Source organism: Paenibacillus alkaliterrae (genome assembly GCF_021532375.1).
Classification (GTDB): domain Bacteria; phylum Bacillota; class Bacilli; order Paenibacillales; family Paenibacillaceae; genus Pristimantibacillus; species Pristimantibacillus alkaliterrae.
Window position 1 is genome coordinate 1 of the sequence record NZ_JAKGAP010000032.1, and the last position, 18,131, is coordinate 18,131.

General features: G+C 50.1%; 11 protein-coding genes and 1 pseudogene. 3 read left to right on the plus strand and 9 right to left on the minus strand.

Annotated features, from left to right (window positions below; genetic code table 11):
* Positions 1 to 351, minus strand: a pseudogene (locus tag L1N85_RS14650) (hypothetical protein); the annotation flags it as partial.
* Positions 352 to 632: 281 nt separating this feature from the next.
* Here L1N85_RS14650 and L1N85_RS14655 point away from each other — a divergent pair.
* From L1N85_RS14655 to L1N85_RS14665, 3 genes are all read left to right on the plus strand, one after another.
* On the plus strand, positions 633 to 1,367 hold the full coding sequence (locus L1N85_RS14655) for a DeoR/GlpR family DNA-binding transcription regulator (RefSeq protein WP_235239754.1): 735 nt from the start codon (positions 633 to 635) through the stop codon (positions 1,365 to 1,367).
* Between the two features lie 35 nt (positions 1,368 to 1,402).
* Positions 1,403 to 2,503, plus strand: a complete 1,101-nt coding sequence (locus L1N85_RS14660) for an alcohol dehydrogenase catalytic domain-containing protein (protein ID WP_235239756.1) — start codon at positions 1,403 to 1,405, stop codon at positions 2,501 to 2,503.
* Between the two features lie 477 nt (positions 2,504 to 2,980).
* Entirely contained in the window at positions 2,981 to 4,570 is a 1,590-nt protein-coding gene (locus L1N85_RS14665) for a transposase (protein ID WP_235239758.1), read from the plus strand.
* Between the two features lie 224 nt (positions 4,571 to 4,794).
* Here the strand turns inward: L1N85_RS14665 and L1N85_RS14670 are convergent, their stop codons facing one another.
* From L1N85_RS14670 to L1N85_RS14705, 8 genes are all read right to left on the minus strand, one after another.
* Positions 4,795 to 5,361: an S-layer homology domain-containing protein gene (locus L1N85_RS14670; protein WP_235239759.1), complete on the minus strand. Its 567-nt coding sequence runs from the start codon at positions 5,359 to 5,361 to the stop codon at positions 4,795 to 4,797.
* Positions 5,362 to 5,364: 3 nt separating this feature from the next.
* Complete coding sequence (locus tag L1N85_RS14675; protein WP_235239760.1) at positions 5,365 to 5,580, minus strand: hypothetical protein; 216 nt, start codon at positions 5,578 to 5,580, stop codon at positions 5,365 to 5,367.
* On the minus strand, positions 5,510 to 10,351 hold the full coding sequence (locus L1N85_RS14680; RefSeq protein WP_235239761.1) for a GH32 C-terminal domain-containing protein: 4,842 nt from the start codon (positions 10,349 to 10,351) through the stop codon (positions 5,510 to 5,512). The genes L1N85_RS14675 and L1N85_RS14680 overlap by 71 nt, the downstream gene beginning before the upstream one ends.
* 562 nt (positions 10,352 to 10,913) lie before the next feature.
* Entirely contained in the window at positions 10,914 to 12,407 is a 1,494-nt protein-coding gene (locus tag L1N85_RS14685; protein WP_235239762.1) for a glycoside hydrolase family 32 protein, read from the minus strand.
* Positions 12,408 to 12,528: 121 nt separating this feature from the next.
* A complete protein-coding gene (locus L1N85_RS14690) occupies positions 12,529 to 13,884 on the minus strand; it encodes an ABC transporter substrate-binding protein (protein WP_235239763.1) in 1,356 nt (451 codons plus the stop codon).
* 116 nt (positions 13,885 to 14,000) lie between these two features.
* Positions 14,001 to 14,960, minus strand: coding sequence for a carbohydrate ABC transporter permease (locus L1N85_RS14695; protein WP_235239764.1), 960 nt, complete (start codon positions 14,958 to 14,960; stop codon positions 14,001 to 14,003).
* 21 nt (positions 14,961 to 14,981) lie between these two features.
* On the minus strand, positions 14,982 to 15,884 hold the full coding sequence (locus L1N85_RS14700) for a carbohydrate ABC transporter permease (RefSeq protein ID WP_235239766.1): 903 nt from the start codon (positions 15,882 to 15,884) through the stop codon (positions 14,982 to 14,984).
* Between the two features lie 11 nt (positions 15,885 to 15,895).
* Positions 15,896 to 18,118 carry a DUF5696 domain-containing protein gene (locus L1N85_RS14705; protein ID WP_235239768.1) on the minus strand — a complete coding sequence of 741 codons (2,223 nt, stop codon included), beginning with the start codon at positions 18,116 to 18,118 and terminating at the stop codon, positions 15,896 to 15,898.
* Between the last annotated feature and the right edge of the window lie 13 nt (positions 18,119 to 18,131).

Sequence of the window (18,131 nt, forward strand, 5' to 3'; positions counted from 1 at the left end):
TTTGGCATTGATGAAGAACTTCGCCAGCATGTAGCCCAGAATCAGTTCCAGCACGATGGATACGAAAGTCAGCCGCATCGTCTGGCTGATCGAAGTAAGAAACGTCGCATCCTGCAGCAACAATTTATAGTTGAGCAGTCCGACGAATTTCTGCATCGCAGGCCGCGATAAATTCAAATTCGTTAAGCTTACAAAGGCGGCATAGATTAGCGGATATACCGTCCAGAACAATAGAAACAAGATCGTGGGTAAAACCAACAGCCAGCCGACAATCGACTTCTTTTTGATCTTTTGTTTCTCGGACAATAACGGCACGAGCGCTGGTTCTATAGGCTTCATTGTTGTGCTCATTTCCTCACCTCATTTAGTTTCGTTGATTGGAAAGCGCTATCAATTTTGTTCGTATCCAGATAATACCTCATTAAAATGAACAAATCAACAAAAATATAATCAAAAATGAAAGTAAAAATGGATTGTAAGCGTAATAATACGGCTTTTACATTGACAAACGTGCATCTTTAAACAATAATAGTCAATATCAAGCATTATCAATCAACTACAGAATATTCTCGACTATTGGCTATTTATGAAAGGAGAGGGTACAAATTCTTGCAGCCGAAAGAAAGATTCGCTTGATTGAACTCGTCAAGCAACAAAGAGTTGCCTCCGTGACTGACCTTGCCTCGGAATTCCAGGTTTCAGAGGCCACCATACGGCGCGATTTATCGGAAGTCGAACAGGAAGGTTATTTGAAACGAACGCATGGCGGCGTCATTCTGGACACAAGCGCCAATCACGAACCCGAAGTCTCACAGCGATTGAATGATCAGAAGGAACAGAAAGCTCGTATCGGCAAAGCAGCGGCAGATTTGGTCCAAGATGGCGAACACATCATTTTAGACTCGGGAACAACGACACTATATATCGCGAAAAATTTGGTGAATCGCTCCAATATCACCGTCATTACCAATGACATTAATGTTGCCGCAGAACTACGCGAGGCCAAAGGTATTACGGTAATCGTAATAGGAGGCATACTGGCACCCAACAGTTATATGCTTAATGGTATGTTTGCTTTGAATACCTTAAAGACATTGCATGTTCAAAAATATTTCCTAGGCACCAGCTCGATACATGCCAAATACGGTTCCACCAATACGAACGCAGATGTCGTCGAAGTCAAAAAAGCCATGATTGAGGTGGCACAAGAAATCATTATCACCGCGGATGATACGAAAATCGGGAAAGTCACCCTGCATGAAGTCGCACCGATCACAAGCATTCATAAGTTTATAACCGGCATAGAAGCTTCAGAAGTGCAGCTGAAAGGCTTTAGAGACATGGGAATTACAGTGATCCAAGTTTGATCGTTATACCATGATGGCAAACAATAATTTGGAGGGTGACTAGAACAGTGGACACATTGACTACCGTACAATCCCGTACCTATCGTTTGGTTCAGCCGGGTATTATGGAAGAATTTCTAATCGACCGAGTGGTTCGCGAAAATGAAGTTGTAATCGAGCCGACACTTTCGAGTATTTGCCACGCAGACTTACGTTACTATACCGGGAAGCGTCGACCTGAAGCACTGAAGAAGAAATTGCCTATGGCATTGCTTCACGAAGGAGTAGGAACAATCGTAGCAAGCAAAGCCCCTGATTTAAAACCGGGACAGCGTGTTTTGATCGTTCCCAATATCCCCGGCTACCTGCTTGATGGTGTCGAACCGGAGGATTGCTGTCCGGCTTGCAGTGGGGAATTAGGTGAAAACTACTGCCAGCGCGGTCGTTTTCTGGGCAGTGGATATGATGGTATCGCCCAAAGCCGATTAGTGATGCCGGCTAAAAGTGTGCTTCCGATTCCGGACGAGGTTCCCGATAACATTGCGGTATTGGCCGAACTCATCTCTGTTTCTTACCAAGCGATCAAACACCTGAAAGACTCGTTTAAAACGGCAAAAGTAGCGGTTTTCGGAGACGGTCCGGTCGGCTATTTGACAAGCTCATTGATACACTATCTATTCAGAGTGGAAACTGAACGTCTACTGGCGTTCGGAGCAATCGCGGAAAAACTGAATGAATTTCAATTTGCCAAACGTGCGCTTGTACAAGACTATGATTTCGATAATGGGGAAAAAGTAGATATCGCCATTGAATGTACGGGAGGCCATTTCAGCTCATCCGCCGTCAACCAGGCGATCCAGATGATGAATCCCGGCGGGCGAATCATTCTGATGGGCGTCACGGAAGAACTGGTTTCGATCAACACCCGGGATGTGCTCGAGAAAGGCCTCATCCTCGTCGGTAGTAGCCGGAGCACGATTCCGGATTATCCTCCTGTTGTAGAGGCCATGAAAAATCCGCAATATCAAAAAGCACTGAAGCGTTTGCTGCCGACTCAAGTAATCGGCATTCATTCGATTGAAGATCTGAAACAATCTTTTGACGAGACAGCCGAACACCGTGATTGGAAGAAGACGGTTCTTGATTTTCATTGGTAATCAAAACAAAGAAGCAACTCCAGGATGTTTGCCAAAACGCAAACACGGGGATGCTTCTTTTTTTAAAGGCCTTAGTTATACCACCGATGACTAGAATGTCTCTCTCCACAGTTTTTCCACTGTGTAGTCCTGCCAATATTTTAACGAAAATATACACTAAGACAATTGTTGCAAGTAAAAAAAACGATTTTCCCTACTTTACGGCAATCAAATTAATTCTAGCCGGTCCGCATGAACAATCGTTCAGCTGAACAAACCTAATTGGAGTTGTCTATTTATCTCAAGTTAGTGTATATGAAAATTTCCATTGAACATCTACAGGTACAATCTACATCTTTATTTTCCATGATCAACTATTTGACCGAAGTTATAATATGATTCGCCCCCAAAAAGGTCTTAACTCGAGATTTTGATATAACCACGCCCGAACATTTGTTAAAATGGAAATATTCAAAGAATTGACCGGGAGAATTACAAATGTTCAAGTACGGAAGAAAAGAACAACAGATCACAATGGATAGTCCCATTATGCAACTTCCAAAATCCTTGGTGGAATCTCTTGAGAAAGGTTGGGCGGGATCCTTCTACGCTAACGTGTTTCTGTCCGTTAATGAAGACCGCTTCCCTCCCATGTATAGCCAGATTTACAGCCGACCTAATCGGCCAGTAAATATCCTCATCAGTTTGCTACTGCTAAAGGAATTGCATGGGCTGACGGATGAACAGCTAATCGCATCTTTGTATTTCGATTATCGTTTTCAATACGCTCTCGGTATAAGTGATATTGAGAGTGAAGGAATCTGCATCAATACGCTCACTAACTTCAGGATGCGACTGCTTCAATATGAAGCGAAACATCAGGAAGACCTATTCGAGCAAGAGATGAAGGCCCTATCTGACAAACTAGCAGAACTCGTCGGAATGAATAAAAGCATGGCTCGTATGGATTCCTTTATGGTCAGTAGTGCGTGTAAGAAGCTCTCCCGGCTTGAACTCGTCTACCGCGTGGTTACGGCTATGATTGAGGCCTTGCATAAACAAGATAAGGGACTGGTACCCGAAGCATTTCAAGACTTCTTAAAAGAAGGGTACCGCAACACACTTCTTTACCACACACGCAGTGAAGAGGCTGGTTCCAAGCTGGAACATCTCATCGATCAAGCCAGCGAATTATACAACCATGTGAATCGACTACGTGATTTTCACGGCACCACAGCCTACCAGCAACTTACTCGTCTACTGCGGGAACAATGTATTGAAACCGAAGAAGGCGTACGCATTGCCATCGAAGGAGCTAAGCTGAAGCCTGATGGTCTTCAAAATCCATCCGATTCTAGCGCCACCTACCGAAACAAAGGTGGTAAGGGACACATCGGTTATGTGACCAATATCGTTGAAGTACGAGACGTCGAGAAGGATCTTGGTCTCATACTCGACTTTGATGTGCAGCCAAATATACACAGTGATGCTGCTTTTGGAGAAGCGTTCGTACAAAAGAGTCCACTCGCAGAAGATATTGAAGTACTGGCTGTCGACGGCGCCTACTACCGCGAAGAAACCGTCAAGGCTGCAGAAAGCAAGAATATTGAAATGAACTTCTCTAATATGACAGGACGAAAAGCAGCCGTAGATCATATTCCTGTGACTCAATTTGAAGTGAATGACGAACAGATCATTACCGCCTGTCCCGCTGGACATGCACCTCTTCGGTCTTCGTATAACGAAGAGAAGCAGGTATACAAGGCAACGTTTGATAAAGGCGTATGTCAAACCTGCCCCATGCTTTCTACCTGCCCTGTGCAACAGCAGGTAAAGAATAACACCGTTCGGTTTACGGAAACCAAACGTCAGTCCGATGCCACGAGAATTAAACATGGAACAGAGCGACACCGTGAATTATCTAGGTTTCGGGCGGGAGTCGAAGGTATGGTTTCAGCCATAAGACGTCGATTTGATGTGGATAATCTCCCCGTCTTTGGTTTGCTGCGTTCAAAAATGTGGATAAGTGCAAAGATTGGCGCATTTAACTTCAGTTCAGTGTTCAAATACCAAACGAGAATGGGGTAAACCCTCTCAAAGTTGGTTTTTCCAAAAATATTATCCCCAGATCGCCTGTTTGATTTGAAGGAGCGAAACGCTCTGGAAAGTCATATATACCTTTTTGGGGTCAAATCATAATATTAAATATCACTAGGGTATTCTTATCCATGGGGTAATCCTCTTCGATGGATTATGGACAGGTACTACCTGCCATTTCATTGAAAAGGAAAATTAATGCAATGTTAGTGACTTTAAATATACGAAATATGCTCTAGCATGCTGCTAATAATCGTTACCGCCTGCGCTCTTGTCAGCGTGTCCAACGGATGAAGCTGCATGCTGTCGTCCCCCCGAACGATGCCGGCCTTAATTAAACAGGCAATAGACGGCTTCGCCCAGTCCGACGCTTGCGCTCCATCTCCATACTGCTGCAGTACGGCATCTGCTTCTTCCTCCGTCATCGGAACATACGAATCGCCCAAAACAAGTTGAAGCGCATTCGCGAGCATCACCATGCCCTGCTCCCTCGTCATGTTGCTGTCGCCTTGGAACGTTCCATTCTCAAAGCCGGAGACGATCCCGCTTTCACTCGCGATAACTACAGGATCATGCTCCCACGTTCCGTCTCTCACATCAGAGAAGGCGCTGCTCTCTTCTACTGCGCGCATGAAGCCAAGCGAGCGAACCGCAATAGCGGCGAACTCGGAACGAGTTACTTTGCGATTCGGAGAAAACGTATCCTTCCCGCTCCCGGAAACGATGAGTCGTGCTGTCATGCTGTCTATCGCTTCTCTCGCCCAATGTGCTTCTGTATCCATGAATCATTTATCGTTCCGCAGGAGCGTATACATGGAGCTGTTGTTCCAATCCGTAACTTTCGCATTATACTGATTCTCGTTCCGTTCTATCAAAGTCGGCAAAGGGTAGGCCGTTCCATCCGTATATACGACTGCCGCCGTCGATACGTTAGCGGCATCCAAGTCTGCTGGCAGCGTGACATATTTGACCGTTTTCACTTCGGTTACCAACAATATCAATTGTTCTTCCTCCAAAGCTGAGCTGCAGTGTCACACTGATTGGATCAACCAGCAGATGATAGCCGCCTTTGGCAGCAGTAGCTGCCGCAAGCTTCCTTTCCTGCTCTGAAGCTTTGACAATTGATGCGCTCACCTTAATGTCAGCTAATACGGCCTCGTCGCCAAACGGTTTAATGGTCTTATTCCAATCCTTGCTTCCTTGTATCGGAAATATGCCATATTCAGTATGAACAGTCAGACTTGAACCTTTTTTACTTAGCAGCATCAAGTCCGGGACGGATAGGCCATCAAGCCTTACATCGCCTTCTTCCGGGACGTGAATGGTCAGTTTATGGCTGCTTCCTTTTCCAAGCAGCTGCTTGAGCTTATTCGCATCCACCGTAATCTTAGTCAACGCGCCCCCAGCCGTTTGCTCGGTTTTGCCGACTGCGAAGGTCACCTCTATCCCGTCGATATGGGCAATAATCTTCCCGTTATCTGAGGTTCCTTGGCTCGGAGTGTCGCCGCTATCACCACCCGTTCCCTCGCCCGGGATGCCGTCACCCCCTTCCGCCGGAGGCGCAATTTCCACAAGCGTCCATTTTTGCGCCTCAAAATCATTGCGCTCCCACATCTGGACAGCGGTTCCGTCCTCGGTTCCGCCGTTAACAATATCGAGAGCTTTGCCGCTATTGGCCGCGACGAAAGCAAGTGTACCGTCTTCATTCGCCGGCATTGTCCACCGTTGATTGTCATAGCCGAAATTACGCAATATTTGGACGTGCGAGCCGTCATCCGAGCCGGATGCGTTAAGGACTTTGCCGCTTACGGCTCCGCGGATCGTATAGCTGCCGTCTTCATTCGGCTCGACATACCACTTTTGGCTGTCCGCTCCGGAATCCGTTCGGATTTTAACGTGAGCGCCGTTTGATGCATGGTCAGCCTCAAGCACTTTTCCGCTGCCCGGATTTACGATTTTGTAGACGGGCTCCTGCTTCGGCTCGCCGATCAACGCGAACACATTTTGGTAATAGGCTCTGCCGCCGAACGCGTTTAACCCGAAATACCCCCGGCTGAACGTGACGTCGTTCACGTCAATAACCGGCTCGGCGCTGTCATCGAAATAAATCTTTATGCTCGAACCATTCGCAACGATCTTGACGTTATAGGTTTTGCCCGGCATGACGAATGCCGGCACCTTCGCGAGCAATTGGTCATCATGGAACGATCCGTCATCCTTATAAAATAACCGCAGCGATTTCATATTCGGATCGATGTTAAAATAATACCCGCTTGAGCCGTCCGCATTGGCGCGAAACAGCATCGATGCGGCTCCCCCGGCCGGATCCAGCTTCACATCCGCCTCGTAAGCGAAGTTGCGCGCGCTATCCGCCGACATATAATGTGTATCCTTATCGAACATGCCGGCAATGCCGTCCGATGTCGTCAGCCATTGTCCTTTTGACGCCGCTTTCCACCCGGACAGGTTCGTATGGAATTCACCTGCTGTTACGACTGTTTCACCGACAATACCTCCATCCTGTGTTGCCGCCGTAATAACAGCTCTGCCCTCGCCGACCGCCGTCACCGACGCGCCGCGGGAATCCGCAGCGGAAACGGCTGCTACCGCAGTATTGCTGGAGCTCCATAATAGTTCCTTATTATTAGCCGTGTAAGGCCGTACAGAAGCATATAGCCTGTGTGTCTGACCAACACCAAGCTCCAGCTTGCCGAGATCCATGACAACCTTAGCAGGTGACTGGCCCCCAGCCATTTCATCACGCCATATATTCGACAACGGATAGACGTTTAGCGAAACGACTTTTACGTTTCCGTCCTTAGCGTAGAAGCTCATGCCATCTCTAGCTGCTCCAGGAAAGATCAAGCTGGAAATAACGGCTTCTCCGTCGTTTCCAAATACCTCTACCGACGATTTGTCAACGAAAATACGCATTTGGATACGGTTATTCTCATCAGGAGTAAGGCTCGCTGCTTGCTCAGGCCTGAATAGCTCCGTAAAGTCATTCCGGCCAGCCTCGGATCGATCGACAAACAGGCTTGCTGCACCTTGCTGATAACCGACGATCGTCTTTTGTCCGCCAAGCTCACGAACGGTGAAGCCGAATTCCGTTGCTGCATGTTGTGCAGGCAGCTCCAGATCTGCCACGATTTCATAAGCAGTACCCGACAGGCCAGCAAGCAAATTCCCGCTGCTTGGCGTTACGGTCTCATTGCTCCAAGAGTCTGCGGCTCCCCGCAACGTTTCAAGCTCGACGACCGGCTTTTGTACGAGACGAACGTCCCCATTGTCATTTTTCTTAAGCTTCAGCTCCCGCGGTACGGACATTTGACCCTTCCAAGGAGAGGTTGGGAAGCTGAACGGATAATCCCAGTTCGACATCCAACCGATCTCCACTCTGCGTCCATCCGGCATATCCGCAAATGTCATAGCTGCATACATATCTCTTCCACTCTCGTATCTCAATACGGTTTCGGCCGGATTGTCGCTGGTAAAGCGCTGCCCGTCAAAGCTGCCGATAAAATATTCCGAATCGGAGCCGTTCGTCTCCGCCCTTGCTCCGGTACTGAAGAGGAGCACCCACTTCTTCTCTCCATCGACGTATAACGGGAAGAAGTCCGGACATTCCCACACACCTCCGTTATGAACGTAAGCTCCGTACCCGAACGAATCAATCGCCGTCCAGTCAAGCAGGTTTGTTGATTTGAAGAAGCGAATATGATCGCCGCCAGACACGACCATTACCCACTGGTTATGCTCCTCGTCCCATACAACCTTCGGATCGCGGAAATCCCAGCCCGCGCCCGCACCGCCGATATTTTCGATAATGGGGTTTCCATCATGAAACTCCCATGTACGTCCTTTGTCGCTGCTGTAAGCAACGCCGATTTTCTGATTGCCGTTCCATTTGTCCGGATTGAAAGAGGTATAGTAAGCGATTAGACCGCCTCCCTGCACGCCGTTAAACAATCCTGATTTGTTTTCTGTATCCGCTGCCGCCGAGCCAGACCATGCGTGCCCCATCTCGTTCCATTTGATCGCGATCGGCAGCAGCTTCCAATGAACGAGGTCGGTGCTCACCACATGCGCCCATTGTCCGCCGTCCTGATGAAACAGATGATATTCCCCTTGAAAATAGACCAGCCCGTTAGGGTCGCTCGCCCACCCTCCCGCCTGAGTGAAATGATATTGCGGGCGATAAAGCTCCGCATAGTAATCCGGTCGCTCCGTCACGTATACGTTTTGAAAATAGGCTGCGCCGTTCGTAACGCCTAAGCCGACGGTTCCGCTAAGCACTTCACCGTTTTGTACCGATAGGACTGGCGATGCGTAGCCGTCTGCGAAAACATCGATATCGGAGCCATTTGCCGCAACCTCCAAATGGTAGCTTTTGCCCGCTTGGACCGTGAAGGCTGCGCTTCCAAGCTCGGTTCCATCGCCAGCCTTCGCCAACCGGATACGGCTTGCCGCAGCGTCTAATTCAACGATATAGCCAGCCGTACCGTTTGAATTAGAACGGAACAACAGTCCTGCTTTCCCGCCGCCATCCGCTATCGTAACATCTCCCTCCAGAACGAAGTCGGAGGCCGGGCCCGAGGATACGCGATACGCGGCGCCGCTTCCCGGACTTACCGCCTTCAGTCCTTCCAGATGCGGAGTCCATGTGCCTCCTGTCGCCGACCAGCCTGTCAAGTTCGTTCTGAACCCGGCAGCCAATATGTTTTGGAACACCGCAGCGCCGTTGCATACCTGCAAACCGGCTTGCCCGCTTGTGTATGTATGATCGGCGACCGAAATTTTAGGCGCGTACCCGCTGCCCCAGTAGACCTTTATCGACGATTGCTCCGCTCTTATCCGAACGTGATAAATGTTTCCGATAACAAGCTCGGCAGTGCTTACGCCGAGCTCGCGATCTCCGTTCGTGTCCATTAGCCGTATGCGGCCGGCATTCGGATCAATCTGCAGCGCATAGGCCTGCGAGCCGTTCGCGTTAGACCGGAATAACAGGGTCGCTACCGCGTATTGATCACGTATGAGAACATTCGCCTCATACGTGAAGTCATCCGCCACCGTCGAAGCCATTGCGTAAGCGTTCTCATTTTCTGGCGCTATAGCTTCCCAGCCTTGGGACGTGGTTGTCCACTGGCCTCCGCTAGTCGTCCAACCGCTCAAATTCGTATTTGTCTCTTGTATATCGACACCGCTAAACTGAACGTTACCGTTATAGATATGAAGGCCGACATTGCCGCCAATATAAGAGGTGCTTTGCGCGTCGATTACCAATTGATTGTTTATATAAATGCGTAGGTTTGAACCGTCTGCTGCAATTTTGACATGATAAGCAACACCCGGCTCAATGGCAGTCGTATAAGGCTGACCGACGTCGCTATTAGTCGCCCAATCAAACAACCGTACCCGATCCATATTCGGATCCAGGTTGACGACGTACCCTTCGGTGCCTTCTGCGTTCGCTCGAAACACGAGCGAGCCTACGTCATATGGCGATGCGCTGTTTACCGTTACTTCCGCCTCATATACAAAATTCGTTCCTGCAGTTGTCGTCGACATCAAGAAAGCATTCGCATCTGAACCGCTGCTCCCGCTAACCGCCGCACGCCCCTCCGGCGTCCAGCTTCCCGAAAGCGGAATATAGCCCTGCATAACCTTTGCCGTATCCGCAGCGTATGCGCGATCGCCCGGGCTGGCCGGCAACAGCAACGACCAGATGAGCACAACGGACAGCAACGCCACCCATAATTTATTTAAACTCACGATAAATCCCCCTTAACGTTTTAATTTCAATGAAACCGCTATCAATTATTTGCGTGATCTAAATCAGCATCATACAAAAAACTCATATACCGCGAGCGAGGCATATCATTCCACTGCAGTTACTGCAACAGAAAAGGCCGATTCGGCTCTTTTCACGAGCAATGCCGGCCGTTCTATTGCAATTATGCAACTAGTAATTAGCTCTAATGTGCTGCGCGTGGCCTCAATCGAGCCTCAAATGGGCTAGACCGTGGAAATAAAGCTAATAATTAGCGTTATTTCCTTCAAACAAACCAAAATTGCAAAAATAGAGCTAGAAATTAGCTCAATTGTGCTTCGCACAGCCTCAATCGGGCCTCTTACGCGCCAGAACGAGAAAATAGATCTAAAAATTAGCGCTATTTCTTACAAACTAACCAAAATTGCAAAAATAGATCTAGAAATCAGATCTATTGCGCTTCGCTCGGCCTCAATCGTGCCTCGGACGCATTAGATCGTGGGAATAAAACAAATAATTACACTATACAGCCCCACCATTCGCACGTTGGATCAATCGCATCCATTACCAAATCGAACTCAGTTCCCATGCATCCAACGTTTCGATAACGGCCGACCCGCCGCGGGCGAAGAACTTGATCCCCACGTTAGCCGGATCCGGGTAAAGCCGGTTCGTGATCACGATACGGCCGTCATTCGCAAACAATTCGACCGAGGACCGGTCGATGAACAGCCGCAGTTGTACGCGTCCGTCCGCCGCAGGCTGCAGCGGCGCTGCGCTGACTCCGCCATCGCCCGCTCCGCCAAGATTTCGGTCCATATAAAGCTTTTGCTCCGACTTGGCGTAACGAATCTCCGTGTATGACGAACCATCCTCTGAGCAGCGAATCCGCAGTCCGAACTCCGAAGCATCTGAAGAAGACATATCGAACACTGCGATCAGTTCTAACGAATCGCCGCGAACGCCGGGTATTTCGACGAAACGGCCTTCATCCAAGGTAAGATCCGCTGCTGCGGCATGCCGGCCCCGCAATGCAATCAATTCCGGCACCGGATTGCTCCGGAGCGATCCGTCCGCTGCAAGCGTCAGCTCGCGCGGCAGCGTCATCGCGCCAAGCCAGCCATGCGCCTGCTCCGGCATCGTTGCGCCCCATATGTTCATCCATGCGATCATGATTCTTCTACCCTTGTCGTCCAATAGCGATTGCGGCGCATAGAAATCGAAACCGTAGTCTATTTGCTCAGCATATTGCTTATCAAAGCGGCAGCTTTCGTAATCGAATGTTCCCGACAAATACAAGTTTTTGACCGGCGCTATATTCATTGGGGAAATAAGCAGAACATGCTTATCCGCATCCCCGATCGGGAATAAATCCGGGCATTCCCACATGTCACCCATCGAGCCGTCGCTTTCCGCCGCAGCGCCTGCAAATTCCCACTTCAGCAAATCGCAGGATGTATAAACAATCGCTTTTCCAATGCCGTCTTTGCCATAGCCGACTACCATATACCACTTGCCGCCGCGCTTCCATACCTTCGGATCGCGGAAGCCGAAGCGCTTCGCATCCGGAGAATCGCCGATTACCGGGTTTGCCGCATATTTATCGAATATCACGCCGTCCTTGCTCGTCGCCAGGCACTGTACCTCTTCCGGCGTTTTTCCGTCAACATGCCCCGTATAGATCAGCGTCAAGGTTCCATTGTCGTCTACCGCACTGCCCGACCAGCAGCCTTGCCCGCCATCACCGCCCTTGTCATACTCCTCGGATGGCGCGAGCGCAACCGGAAGATGCTCCCAGTGGACAAGATCCTTGCTCCTAACATGTCCCCAGTGCATCGGCCCCTGCTTCGCTTGATACGGGTCATGCTGGTAGAACAGATGATAATCGCCGTTAAAATGAATCATTCCGTTCGGGTCATTCATCCATCCGGCCGTCGGCATAACGTGGTAATGCAGGCGGAACGCGGCATCCACGGCGTTTCTTTTCTTTAATAGCGCTTCATCGGCTTGCGCGATGAACGCTTGATGCTTGCTATGCTTGTTTGTCGTATGCTCCATGTAACTCACCTACCCTTGCATGCGTTTTTAATTATGCCAAACGGATTGCAGCTCCATTCTTGCCGTATATAACGATACCCGCCGCCATGCATGCATGACGGCGGATATTGCAGCTTCTTGTTTATTGAGTCAAAGTAATTTTAATGCCTTCCTCAAGCATGCTTTTTGCAGCAGCCGCGAACGTTCCGACTGGCGTGCCGTCCTTGATGCCGGTCAAAGCAGCCGTGTTCGCATCCCAGTACTTCTCGACGCCGATTGGCGCGAACAGGATTTTGCCCCCGAGCTCGTTCATTTGATCAACCTTCTCTTGACCAAATTGCTTCACATTGTTTTCCGCAGCAACCTTAAGCTCGTTTTCGGACATCATCTTGATGAATTCAGCGGCGCCTTGCGGGTTTTTTGATACCGTCGGGATCGACCAGCCGGACATTCCGCCCGGACCGACATCCTTGGTGCCTTTAGGCCCTGTCGGAACCGGTACGAAATCGATCTCGTAATCGCTTTTGAATACCGTGAAGCCGCCGAAGCCGTATTCTGCCGTCATGGCCAGCTTGCCGTTTTTGAACTCCGCATTGAAGTAGTCGCCTTCTTTGTCTTTATCGATATATTTATCTTTCAAAAGCGCGTCTTGCGTGAACTGCATCGCTTCCTTCACGTTGTCGGACTCATAATTCGATGTGATGGAACCGTCTTCCTTGTAGGAAAGAAGCGTCAAACCGTTGGAAGCAACCATCAGAGGATAGCCTGCATCCCACCAGCCAAAGCCGTATTGATCGTTTTTGCCGTCGCCGTCCGTATCCTGCGTAAGCTCCAGCGCAGTCGAACGGAATGTTTCCCAAGTCCAGTTGCCTTCGCTGTAAAGCTCGCCCGGCGATTTTACGCCATTGTTATCGAACAAGGTTTTGTTGTAGTAGATCACGATCGGAGCCGCGCCTACGCCCGCTGCATAAGGCTTGCCGCCGAATGTGAATGCGTTCGTTACCGAAGCGTTCCAGAACCCGTCCGTCATATCCATGTACTGATCAAGCGGCTGCACGATTTTTTTCAAAGGATAGACAGGGAAGTTCTGATCGTTTGCTTGCGCTACGTCAACCTGGTCGCCTGCGTTTACCATCGAAATTAGCGTTGACTTTTGATCGCCCCACGGCACTGCGATTACGTTTACTTTACCGCCGTAAGCCTGCTCGAATTGCGGAACCGTTTCCCATACCGCGTCATAAGCGGCAGGGTTTGCCGCTTTATTTTCATCGTATTGCTCTTTGGATGTATGGTATAAGATCGTAATATCGCCGTTTTCCAGCTTAGGCGCTTCTTCCTGTGCTTCTTCTATTGCTGCCGGCTTGTTGCCGGTATTGTCAGCAGAGCCTTCATTTGTTTTAGTGTTGCCGCCATTATTGCCGGAGCAGCCGGCCATTACCGTGACGATCATCATAACCGCTGCAATCATAACTGCCATTGATTTCATTTTTTTAACCATTCTAAAATGCCTCCCCTAATTTGTGCTATTTCGCAAATCCGCCTGACACTTCACCGCAAACCTCCTGGCCTGGCCTCGCCTCCCTTCCTGCTTGCACACAACTTAGTAATGCGTCTTTATTTAATGGCGACATGCTCGATGCTGTCCGTGAAGTAACGCTGCGTAACCAAATAAAGAATGAACAGCGGCAAAATAGCGAGCAAAGCGCCTGCTTGAATCCGTGTTACGACGACCAGCGGATCGCTGATCGTTTGCACATTGACGACGGCCTGCAAATCCACGCGAAGCGACGATAGGGCGATGGCGAAGTTTTTCTTCAAGTTGCCCAGCAGCAGATTCGACATGTAGAACTCGTTCCAATGCCAGACGAAGGAGAAGAGAAACACGGTAATAATCGCGTTCTTCGCGTTCGGAAGCATAACGGTGAAGAAGGTTTTGAACGGTCCGCAGCCGTCCATATAAGCCGCATCCTCAAGCTCGTTTGGCATCCCTTTGAAAAATTGGCGGAAGATGAAGATATATAATCCGGAGCGAAGCCCCATGCCAAGCATGGACGGCAGGTAGAAAGCCCAGTAGCTTCCGACTAAGCTCACCGAGTCCGGTCCGCCGGTCACCATGGAAGTAAGCTTCATGATGCCGAAAGCATCGAAATATTTCATGTCCGCGTAGAGCGGCAAAATGATGGTCTGGACCGGCACGACCAGCGTCAGAATAACGAGCGTGAACAGCAGCCCCGAGAAACGGAACTTGAATCTCGCAAAGCCGTAAGCGACGAAGGCGCATGATAATACGTCCAGGAGGCCGCAGCCGATGCCGATGATCATGCTGTTTTGCAGCGCATCCCAGAAATCCATGACGCGCAGCGCGTCGGCGAAATTGCTGAGCGTAAAGGTTTTCGGAACCCAGATGACGCTCGGATCCATCGCTTCCTCCGGACGGCGGAGCGCCATGCTCAGCATATACAAGAGCGGATACAACAGCTGATAAGCCAGTGCCGCCAGAAGAGAAAAGCGAATAATGGAAGTCAGTGTCTTCCGCGCCCGTTTCATCTGCTTTTTCTGAATGATTGCGTTCAATTCGGGTTCCCCGCTTTCCGTTTAATCCTGCATGTAGACGATGCGTTTCTTGAGCAGCATGTAGACAGCGCCAAGGAACACGGCGATCAACAAGCAATACAGCCACGCGAGCGCGCTGCTGTAACCGAACCTGACCTGCGAGAAAGCCGTGTTGTAAATCATCAGAATAACGCTGTTGCCGTAATCCGTGAACGTGTCGATAATGGTATAAACGATATTGAGCAGCATCATTGGCGTCAGCATCGGCAGCGTTATTTTCCAAAATTGCTCCCAAGGTCTCGCCCCTTCGATCGAAGAAGCTTCGTACAAATAGCCCGGTATGGCATGAAGGCCTGCCAGAAACAGCAGCACCTGCACGCCGGACCGCCACGTCAAATCGAAAATACGGGAAATGACGTTATTGAAAATTTCAATGAGCTGCGCTCCCAGGCCAAGCTCGTTCAAGATACCGTTAATCCCGGCACCCGTGAACAAATACACGCTTTCCGCCCCGCCGCGCATCCCTTGCGAGAATACATCCTCCTTCAAAATTTGCATGAGCACGCCTGAGGCGATAATGACCGGAAGGAAGGAGACGGCACGCATAAATCCTCTGCCCCGGAACTTGTTCTTCAGCAGCACGGCCACGAACAGGCTGTACACCAGAATAAGCGGAACGCCGTAAAGCATGTTGACGAAAGAATTCGTCACTTCTCTAATGAAAGCCGGATCCTTGAACAGCGCGTACTCAAAGTTGTCCCAGCCGATGAATACGCCGCGCAGCCCTTCTGGCGTCATCTCCAAGTTTTGAAACGAATAGAGGAGCGACGTGAATAACGGTTTGGCGAAAAACAATATAAAGCCGAGTATCCAAGGAAGTACGAATAGAAAGCCGTACAGCTCTTTTTTCTTCGTATATGGCAAAGCCCGTAGTTGTCTGATCATGCGTTCACCCCCTAACGGATGAGGTAGCCCAGCGCCGGAATGCTTTCAGCGCCGACGGCAGCCATCTCATTGTTGTAATTGACGACGGCTGTCTTGCCGTTCTCGAATGTCGTGCGATATACGCCTTCTTGCAGCTTCTCATGGTTCGTAATCGCACGCCCCATCACCTCGCCTAGCGCTTCGTTCAAGCTGTCGTATTGTTCAGTCATATCTCCGTACAGCAAGTTGAAATCCGCGCTGTAAAGCGAGTCGTATTCGGTATTCGCAAGCAGCGCGGAATCTCTCGCGATAAACCGGTAGGCCGGATAAGTGCCTGTTTCAATCAGCTTCAGCAAATACCGCTGCGGCATGCTCGAGAGGTTAACAGGCTCGCTATAGGCCGGTATAAGCCCGCTTAACGCGATGCTGTAGAACGGAACGGCTTCATCCTCCGTATCGAATCCGCTGGAGAAAAGCGGCACATCCGACAAGCTTTCCGCATAGGGGAAGGCGTAAGCGTTCGGGTGATCGAACATCAAGCCTCCGAGATTGCTTTGGCCTTTCTTGAGACCGCTCTCCCATGCCGTACCGGTTGCGTTCTTAGGCTGGCTGTCTCTGCGAAAATCGGAATAAATGATCGACCCTACCGTTTGCAGCGAAGCATACTTTAGGCCGCCCTTCGCTGCGGCAGCGGTAAACCGGTCGACCGCTTCGTTCACCGACTCCGGCTTCAGCAAATACCAGCGCTTTAAATCTTTGTTTTTCACACGGTCGCTTAACCGGTAATCATACTTCAGCGCAGGAGCGCGGCTGATTCCTTTCGCGGCGTCCCAAAACTTGCTAAAGCCGTTGCCGCCTTCATACAGCTTGACGGGGTCGGCGGCAGGGTAGAACTTGACACCCTTAGCCTCCAGCTCCTTCGCCAGCGTCTTAAAGCCTTTGTTTCCGCCAAGCTTGCCTTCCGCGTCCAGCGATACCGGAATTTCATCCTTTGCGCCGCCCGCCGTCCAGCCTTCCAATCGGACGGATAAGTTTGCGAAGCCGTCGCCGAGCAAGCGATCCGCCGCTTTTCCCGCATCCTTGAATGAGGTCAGCACCTCTACGGTGTTATAGGGAACACCAAGGAAGGTTGCCTTCTTCTTCACCCCTCCTACAAAGTCGACTAGCAGCGGAAGCTGCTTCTCTCCTGTTGCTCCTGCCTCAGCAGCCGGCTTCACGCCCAGCTCATTTTGCAAATAGCTGCGGTACTTGCCCGCCATGCCTGCATAATCGGCTTCGTCTCCATTCAGGAAATAATAGTTGACTGCATAGGCAGCGCCGCCCGTCATGGACTGCGAGGAACGCGTTACCTGCTTCTCGTTAAGCGTGCCTTCAAGCAGCAGGTTCGTTTCGAACTCCATCATGTTCAAATAACTGAAGACGTTATTATATTGGTTGTTTTTGCGGCTTACTTCCGCCGTAATTCCGGCTTGGTAAGCGCCTTTATGAATGACGGCGACGAAGGCCGAATTATCCTTCTTCATTCCGAATACCGGCAGCCTGACCGTTTCCTTCTGCTCCATCTTGCTGGGCAGGTCGAGCGATTGGTCTTGGCCGTATACCCTTTCGTTATAGCTTTTGTAGATGCTTTTGTTATTGTTGAAGTTGATTAGCGCCCCGCTGCCGTCGGGCACGAATAAATAACCTTCGTTCGCCGCTCCGGCTGCTCCGAAGAAAGGCAGCAGGCTTATGTTCACGAGCTTGAACTTGCCGGCCTGCTTCATTCCTTCCGTTACGATCGATGCGGAGAACGCATCGCCGCTTAACGTGTACCTTACCGGCACCGTAAAGCCCGCTTTCGGAAATTCGTACGTCACTTCGATTCCGTTCTGCACCTCAGTCCATACGGGCTGTGTTTCCTTCACGCTTCCCGTAAAGCTATTCAATTGAAACGGCTTGTTTTGGTCATCCACGTAATCCAGCAGCAATTGCGCTGAAAGATCCATTTTTTTGGCCCCTTTGGCCAGCTTATCCGCTTCCCGGTCGACTGGATTGCTCGTCCAAACGGCTCCTGACACCTTATCGGTCACCGTAATCTCAGCCGTTTCCGGGTTGTAGTCAAGCGCAAGTCTGCCTGTGTCGGCCGCTCGGACAAGTCCGCCGCCATTCGCTGCGCTCTTTGTCTGATTCGCCGCGAAATTTACTTCAATCCCGCCGGTTGCGGTTATAACAAGCAGCATAGCCGCCATGAAGGCCGTCCATAATCGTAAGTTCATGCTGCCTTCCCCT

Bases quoted from the DNA above. Each gene is read 5' to 3' on its own strand.
- L1N85_RS14670 (WP_235239759.1), bottom strand. From the start codon at position 5,361: ATGGATACAGAAGCACATTGGGCGAGAGAAGCGATAGACAGCATGACA.
- L1N85_RS14700 (WP_235239766.1), bottom strand. From the start codon at position 15,884: ATGATCAGACAACTACGGGCTTTGCCATATACGAAGAAAAAAGAGCTG.
- L1N85_RS14665 (WP_235239758.1), top strand. From the start codon at position 2,981: ATGTTCAAGTACGGAAGAAAAGAACAACAGATCACAATGGATAGTCCC.
- L1N85_RS14705 (WP_235239768.1), bottom strand. From the start codon at position 18,118: ATGAACTTACGATTATGGACGGCCTTCATGGCGGCTATGCTGCTTGTT.
- L1N85_RS14690 (WP_235239763.1), bottom strand. From the start codon at position 13,884: ATGGTTAAAAAAATGAAATCAATGGCAGTTATGATTGCAGCGGTTATG.
- L1N85_RS14685 (WP_235239762.1), bottom strand. From the start codon at position 12,407: ATGGAGCATACGACAAACAAGCATAGCAAGCATCAAGCGTTCATCGCG.